Origin of the sequence: Comamonas sp. GCA5, from assembly GCF_036541385.1 — a bacterium.
Classification (GTDB): Bacteria; Pseudomonadota; Gammaproteobacteria; order Burkholderiales; family Burkholderiaceae_C; genus Comamonas; species Comamonas aquatica.
Genome location: NZ_JAZHFR010000121.1, coordinates 1 through 7,643, shown reverse-complemented (window position 1 = coordinate 7,643; position 7,643 = coordinate 1). Strand labels below are relative to the sequence as shown.

General features: G+C 62.6%; 6 protein-coding genes. 1 reads left to right on the top strand and 5 read right to left on the bottom strand.

Annotated features, from left to right (window positions below; genetic code table 11):
• Positions 1-514: 514 nt before the first annotated feature.
• On the top strand, positions 515-2,410 hold the full coding sequence (gene abc-f, locus SJH88_RS17855; protein WP_274755254.1) for a ribosomal protection-like ABC-F family protein: 1,896 nt from the start codon (positions 515-517) through the stop codon (positions 2,408-2,410).
• A 114-nt stretch (positions 2,411-2,524) separates the two neighbouring features.
• Here abc-f and SJH88_RS17850 read toward each other — a convergent pair whose 3' ends face one another.
• The 5 genes from SJH88_RS17850 to SJH88_RS17830 all read right to left on the bottom strand — a co-directional run.
• Positions 2,525-3,646, bottom strand: coding sequence for a protein-glutamate methylesterase/protein-glutamine glutaminase (locus SJH88_RS17850; protein WP_043382880.1), 1,122 nt, complete (start codon positions 3,644-3,646; stop codon positions 2,525-2,527).
• Positions 3,647-3,662: 16 nt separating this feature from the next.
• Positions 3,663-4,367: a chemoreceptor glutamine deamidase CheD gene (cheD, locus tag SJH88_RS17845; protein WP_274755253.1), complete on the bottom strand. Its 705-nt coding sequence runs from the start codon at positions 4,365-4,367 to the stop codon at positions 3,663-3,665.
• A gap of 50 nt (positions 4,368-4,417) precedes the next feature.
• Entirely contained in the window at positions 4,418-5,281 is an 864-nt protein-coding gene (locus tag SJH88_RS17840) for a CheR family methyltransferase (protein WP_183303252.1), read from the bottom strand.
• 104 nt (positions 5,282-5,385) lie between these two features.
• Positions 5,386-5,874, bottom strand: a complete 489-nt coding sequence (locus SJH88_RS17835) for a chemotaxis protein CheW (protein ID WP_042413500.1) — start codon at positions 5,872-5,874, stop codon at positions 5,386-5,388.
• Positions 5,875-5,977: 103 nt separating this feature from the next.
• Positions 5,978-7,643: chemotaxis protein CheW (locus tag SJH88_RS17830; RefSeq protein ID WP_274755252.1), on the bottom strand; the 1,666-nt coding region annotated here is incomplete at its 5' end.

The following is a 7,643-nucleotide window of genomic DNA, read 5'->3' as shown; positions in this document are numbered from 1 at the left end:
TGAGCCAGGATCAAACTCTACAGTTCGATCTTGAATTTAAAGTCTTGCGACTCACTCATAAAAACGGAATTGAAGTGAACTTCACTTCTTTATTTCCATGAGCGTTTGTTTTTAGTTCCAAGGAACTTGGCAATTCGCCTTCAAACGCCCACGCTTATCGGCTGTATCTTTTTAAAGATGCAAACCTGAATCGCTTCAGATTTCTTGCTTCGCCGTGATCAGCGAAGCCTTGTATTGTAGCACAACTTTTGTCATGCATTTCTGAAATTTTTCAGAAATTCCGTCAGCAGCACTTGCTGGCGAAGACTTGCATTGTACATTGATTTGAACTGTCTGCGCAAACCGCTGCAAAAATTTTTCAGAACTTGGCAGCAAAACCACCGCTCTTTAAGCAAGGATGCGAACTATATCACTGCTTGGCCCTGGTTTTGGAAAAGATCTTTCAACCCTGACCATCCAGATGGTCAGGGTTGCGGCAGCGCTGGGCGCTGCCGCCTTGGATAATGCGCACACCATGGCATTGATTACCTTATTGGACGCCCAGCTTGCGTTTGGGCACGTGGCCTTGCTGGATCACGCCAGCCTGGCGCTGGAAACGAACGAGCGCATCGGGCTGATTGGCCGCAACGGTGCGGGCAAGTCTTCCCTGTTGAAAATCTTGGGCGGCCTGGCGCAGGCCGACGATGGCACGCTGCAGGTGCAGAACGGCGTGCGCATTGCGTATGTGCCGCAGGAGCCCGACTTGAATCCCGAGCACACGGTGTTCCAGTCCGCCGCAGAAGGGCTGGCGGCGATTGCGCAGTTGCGTGACCAGTATCTGTCGGGGGCCGACGGTGTGGACCTGGATGCGCTGCAGTCCCAGATCGAGGCGCAGGATGCCTGGAACTGGGAACAACGCGTGGAGGAGACCCTGCAGCGCCTGCACCTGGATGGCCAGGCACTGGTCGGCAGCCTGTCGGGCGGCACCCGCAAGCGCGTGGCACTGGCCCAGGCCCTGGTGCTGAAGCCGGACGTGCTGCTGCTGGACGAGCCGACCAACCACCTGGATCTGGATTCGATCGAGTGGCTGGAGGATCTGCTGATCGACTTCAAGGGCAGCGTGGTCACCATCACCCACGACCGGGCGTTCCTGGACCGGATTGCCACCCGCATTGTGGAGCTGGACCGCGGTCACCTGCAGTCCTACCCCGGCAACTTTGCCCAGTACCTGCTGCAAAAGGAAGAACAGCTACAGCAGGAAGCGGTGATCAACGCCAAGGCCGACAAGTTGCTGGCCCAGGAAGAGGTGTGGATCCGCAAGGGGGTGGAAGCCCGGCGCACCCGCAGCCAGAGCCGCATCGAACGCCTGAAGGGGTTGCGTGCCAACCGCGAGGCCCGGCGCGAGGCGCTGGGCAGCGTGAAGATGGACATTGCCAGCGGCAAGGACAGCAGCTACCAGGGCAAGATCGTGGCGGAGCTGGAGGGTGTGTCCAAGGCCTTTGGCGCGAGGACGATTGTCAAGAACTTCACCGGCACGGTGCTGCGTGGCGACAAGGTGGGGCTGATCGGCCCGAACGGCGCCGGCAAGACCACCTTGCTGAAGATGATCCTGGGTGAGCTGGAGGCCGACAGCGGCACCATCCGCCGCGGGGCCAACCTGCAGGTCGCCTACTTCGACCAGATGCGCCACCAGATCGATCTGGATGCCACGTTGGAGGACTTCATCAGCCCAGGCAGCGAATGGATCGAGATCGGCGGCAACAAGAAGCATGTGAAAAGTTATTTGCAGGATTTCCTGTTCTCGCCCGCACGGGCGCACTCCCCGGTGCGATCACTGTCCGGTGGCGAGCGCAACCGCCTGCTGCTGGCCCGCCTGTTTGCGCGGCCCGCGAACGTGCTGGTGCTGGACGAGCCGACCAACGACCTGGACATCGACACCCTGGAATTGCTGGAAGATCTTTTGCAGCAGTACGACGGCACGGTGTTCCTGGTCAGCCATGACCGGACCTTCCTGGACAACGTGGTCACCAGCACCATCGCCGCCGAAGGCGACGGTCTGTGGCGCGAGTACGAAGGGGGCGTGCAGGACTGGCTGCTGCAATCCAAGCGCAGCCGTGAGCTGGCCGAGCAAGCGGCCAAGCAGAGCGCCGCCAAGGCGCCGCCCCCCACCAAGGAAGACGCGGCCAAGGACAAGGCGGTACTGTCCGGCGCCAAGCGCAAGCTGAGCTACAAGGAGCAGCGCGAGCTGGAGCAGTTGCCCGACCTGATTGCATCGCTGGAAGACGAGCAGGCCCGCATCCGCACGGAGCTGGACGACCCCAGCATCTACGCCAGCGACAACGCGCGCGCCATGCAGCTGCATGCCCGCGATGGTGAGATCGAGGAAGCGCTGATGCAGGCGCTGGAACGCTGGGAGTTGCTGTCCAGCTGATTGCCGCCTTTAAAAAAGGAGCTGTCCGCGCTCAAAAACAAAGGACTTCAGATAGAAAACCATCTGAAGTCCTTGTTGGAAAGGCGCTGGCAGCTCCTTTTTTTATGGAAGGCCTTAAATGCGGTGGCGCACGTCCGGCGAGGCACGCAGCTTGCCCAGCAGCGCGTGGGCGATCTGCGTCAGCGGCAGCACCTCATCGGCCGCCCCATGGGCGATGGCTTCACGCGGCATGCCGAAGACGATGCAGCTGGCCTCGTCCTGCACGTAGTTGTAGCTGCCCGCGTCCTTCATTTCGCGCATGGCCACGGCGCCATCGGCGCCCATGCCGGTCAGCATGACGCCAAAGGCATTGCGCCCGGCAAACTGCGCCACGGACTTGAACAGTACCTCCACCGAGGGCTTGTGGCGGTTGACCGGCGGGGCCTGCTCATCCACCACGGCCACGTAGTTGGCGCCGCTGCGGCTGATGGCGAACTGCTTGCCACCGGGGGCGATGTAGGCGTGGCCCGGCAAGATGCGCTCACCGTGCGTGGCTTCCTTCACCGTGATCTGGCACAGGCTGTTCAGGCGCGCGGCAAAGCTGGTGGTGAAGCCGGGCGGCATGTGCTGCGTGATGACGATGGCCGGCGCATCGGCCGGCATCTGGGTCAGCACCTCCTTGATGGCCTCGGTGCCGCCGGTGGACGCCCCGATGGCGATCAGCTTTTCCGTGGACACCCGGCCCAGCAAGGTGGCGCTGCTGACCGGTGGCTTGGCCGCGGCCGGCGCCCCTGCGGCATCGGTACCAGCCGGTGCGGCCGCCGCCGCGGCCGGCTTGACCATGCGGTGCACGTGGGCCGTGGCGGCAATGCGGATCTTCTCGACGATTTCGTTGGACAGCTGGGTCAGGCCATTGGCCACGCCCACGCGTGGCTTGGAGACAAAGTCGACCGCGCCCAACTCCAGCGCACGCATGGTGACTTCGGCGCCGCGCTCGGTCAGCGTGGAGATCATCAGCACCGGCATGGGGCGCAGGCGCATGATGCGGCCCAGGAAGTCGATGCCGTCCATCTTGGGCATTTCGATGTCCAGGGTGATCACATCGGGGTTCTTCTCGCGGATCATCTCGCGCGCCACCAGGGGGTCGTTGGCCGTTCCGATGCACTCCATGTCGTGCTGACGATTGATGATTTCAGCGAGCAGACTGCGCACCAGCGCCGAGTCGTCCACCACAATCACCCGAATCTTCCGGTTCATTCTTCTTCAACCTCTCTCAAAACAGGTCCACGCTACCACCGGCATTGGTCTTGGCCAGTTGCGCCGCGCTGCCGCGTGCACGCTCTTGCTCCACCAGGGCTTCGGGGTGGGCATGGGCCAGTCGCTTGACCATGGCTTTGCCGGTCATGGGGAAATAGACCACTTTGCGCGGATAAATGTCCAGCACATCTTCCGACACGATGGGAATGCGCTCGGTATGCAGGTATTGGGTCACGAAATCGGTGTTGCGTTCCCCGACATTCATGGTGGTGAAGTTGGCCATCACCTGGCCGCCCCCAAAAATCTTGGCCTGCATGCTCTCACGCCGCGCACCCAACTTGATCATTTCATTGATCAGCACTTCCATCGCGTACGAGCCATAACGGCCACTGACATCGTTGCTGTCGCCCTCGGGCAGCATGAAATGGTTCATGCCACCGATGTTCAGGTTGCGATCCCACAGGCAGGCCGCAATGCAGGACCCCAGCACCGTGCAGATCACCATGTTCTCGCCGGTCACGAAATACTCGCCGGGCAACACCTTGACCGCGTTGTATTGGAAGTGGTGATCGTAATAAAAAAATGAGGCCTCCCCCGGCTTGCGCGGGCGCTGGCGCAAACGCTCCAGTGCCGCCTGCGGCGCCGGAGCCGGAGCCGGTGCTCCCGCAGTGCGTGTGGCGACCGGGGCTGCGTGGTTCCATCCATGCGGTGTTGTGTTCATAAGCGCACCCTCGTGATCATGGAACGGCAAAACATATGGCAGGCCTGCATTCAGATCCGCTCGTACACCGTCTTGCCACGCAGCACGAACAGGTCACGGGAATCGGTGAAGTTTTCCGCATGCCCCACAAACAGCATGCCACCAGGCTTCATCACGCGGTGGATGCGCTCCAGCACCTTGCGCTGGGTGGGTGCATCGAAGTAGATCATGACATTGCGGCAGAACACGATGTCGAACGGTTCCTTGAAGGGCCAATCGTCGCGGATCAGGTTGACCTGCAGGAAGTCGATCATGCGGCGCAACTCGGGCTTGACGCGCACCATGCCGGCATTGCTGGCCTTGCCGCGCATGAAAAAGCGATGCAGGCGCTCCTGGCTCAGGTTCTTGACGTTCTCCATCCGGTAGATGCCGTTGGAGGCCGTGGCCAGCACCTTGGAGTCGATGTCGCTGGCCGTGAGCTTGAAGTTGGCGTTCGCGCCCAGCGTTTCCTGGGCCGTGAGCACGATCGAGTACGGCTCCTCGCCGGTCGAGGCGGCATTGCACCAGACACGCCAGGGCGTGCCGGCCGGCTTGCTCTTGAGGTGCTGCGCCAGGATGTCGAAGTGGTGCTGCTCGCGGAAGAAAGCCGTCAGATTGGTGGTCAGCGCATTCACGAACTCCTGCCACTCGCGCGCATCGCCTTGCTTTTCCAGCCACGACAGGTAGTCGTCAAAGCTTTCATGGCCGGTTTCCCGCAGGCGCCGCGACAGGCGGCTGTAGACCATGGCGTGCTTGCCATCGTGCAGGCTGATGCCGGCATGCTTGTAGATCAGCGCTTGCACCCGGCTGAAATCCGCCGAAGTCCATGCGAACTCCCGCCCTTGGGCGGCTGGGCCGGAGCCCGAAACAGAAGCGGAGGAGGAATCTTGACGCATGAGAAAAGAGAGAGAAGCCCAGGCTCACACCATGGCCACAGTGCCACCAAAAATGAACAGCCCACCAGAGTGGCGGGCTGGACAGGCGAATCTGCGCACGCGGCTTACTCCGCGGGCGCCACCAACCCCATGTCGACATTGGACATCAGCTTCTCGATGTCCAGCAGGATCAGCATGCGCTCGCCCACCGAGCCCAGGCCCAGGATGCAGCCGTTGTCGATGGCGCTTTCGATGTCCGGTGCGGGACGGATGGCTTCCGGCGCCAGCTCCATCACGTCACTGACCGAGTCCACCACGATGCCGACCACGCGGTTGCGCAGGTTCAGGATGATGACCACGGTGAAGCTGTTGTACTCGACCTCGGAGCAATTGAACTTCAGGCGCATGTCCACGATGGGCACGATGGTGCCGCGCAGGTTCACGACGCCCTTGATGAACTCCGGAGCGTTCGCAATGCGCGTGGGCTGCTCGTAGCCACGGATTTCCTGCACCTTCAGGATGTCGATGCCGTACTCTTCCGCGCCCAGGCGGAAGGTCAGGTATTCGCGGGCACCGGATGCCTTGCTTTCCGCGTTCTTTCCCATGATGTTCATTGCTTTCTCCTCAAGCGGTGGGCATCAGCATGACGCCCCTGCGCAAAAAATTGGTTGCTCGGACCGGCGCGGGCTCCATGCGCGCGCCGGCCATGCCTTCACTTCAACGGGTACGGCGCACCAGACTGCTGGTGTCCAGAATCAGGGCCACCGTGCCATCGCCCAGGATGGTGGCGCCCGACACATTCGGCACCTTGCGGTAGTTGCTCTCCAGGTTCTTCACCACCACCTGGTGCTGGCCCAGCAGCTCATCCACCAGCAGCGCCACGCGCGAACCGTCGGACTCGACCACCACCATGATGTCGCTGCGCTTGCTCTCCGGTGTGCGCGGCACGCCGAACACCCGCTCCAGCTCGATCACCGGCATGTACTCGTCGCGCACCTTCACCAGCTGCGAGCCCTGGGCCACGGTGCTGACGTCGGCTGCGTTCACCTGGAACGACTCGACCACCGAGGACAGCGGCAGGATGTAGACCTCTTCGCCCACCCCCACGGACATGCCGTCCATGATGGCCAGGGTCAGTGGCAAGCGGATGGACACCCGCATGCCCACGCCCTGCACGGAGTCGATTTCCACCGAGCCGTTGAGCGCAGCGATGTTCTTGCGCACCACGTCCATGCCCACGCCGCGGCCCGACACGTCGGTCACCACGTCGGCGGTGGAGAAGCCGGGCGCGAAGATCAGCATCCAGACCTCGTTGTCCGACATGCTGTCCGAGACGTCCATGCCGCGCTCGCGGGCCTTCTTGAGAATCTTCTCGCGGCTCATGCCCTTGCCGTCGTCACGCACCTCGATGACGATGGAGCCGCCCTGGTGCGACGCAGCCAGGGTCAGGGTGCCCACTTCGGACTTGCCGGCAGCAATCCGGTCTTCCGGCATTTCGATGCCGTGGTCCAGACTGTTGCGCACCAGGTGGGTCAAGGGGTCGGTGATCTTTTCCACCAGGCCCTTGTCCAGCTCGGTCGCCTCGCCCTGGGTGACCAGGTTGATCTTCTTGCCGAGCTTGTTGGCCAGATCGCGCAGCATGCGCGGGAAGCGACTGAACACGGTGGACATGGGGATCATGCGGATCGACATCACCGCTTCCTGCAAGTCCCGGGTGTTGCGGTCCAGATCGGCCAGCCCCGCCAGTAACTGCTGGTTGGCCGACGGATCCAGCGCGCGGCTGTTCTGCGCCAGCATCGCCTGGATGATCACCAGCTCACCGGCCAGGTTGATCAGCTGGTCAACCTTCTTCACTTCCACGCGGATGCTGGTGGACTCCATCTGCGCCATGTTCGGGCGCGTGGTGGTCTTGGCCGCTGCGGCCACCGGCTTGAGGGCGGGCGCACCGGGCGCGCCTTCAAAGATGCCGTAGGCCTCGGCGGCCGGCAAGGCTGCGGGCTGGTGCGCCACCGCCTCGACCTCTGCCACGTCTGCGGTTTCAACTGCTGCGGCGGCGGGGGCAGCCAACGGCGCGGCCGCGCCCTGTTCGGTGATCTGCACCTGCTCCTTGGCCACATGGAAGGCCATCAGGTCCAGCAGGTCGTCATCGGTGGAATGGGTCTGCACCGCGAACAGCCGTGTCTGGGCTTCGTCGCAAGGCAGGTCCTCGATGCTGCCCAAACCAGGGATGTCGCGGAACAGCTCCTTGATGGATTCGACGGACTCCAGCACCTCGACCGGGCCAATCTTGATGCGCAGGTGGCGCACGCCGCCCGGCACAGCAGCGGCCACCGGGGCGGGTGCGGCCAAGGGGGCCGGAGCGGGTGCCGGGGCCACCGGTGCG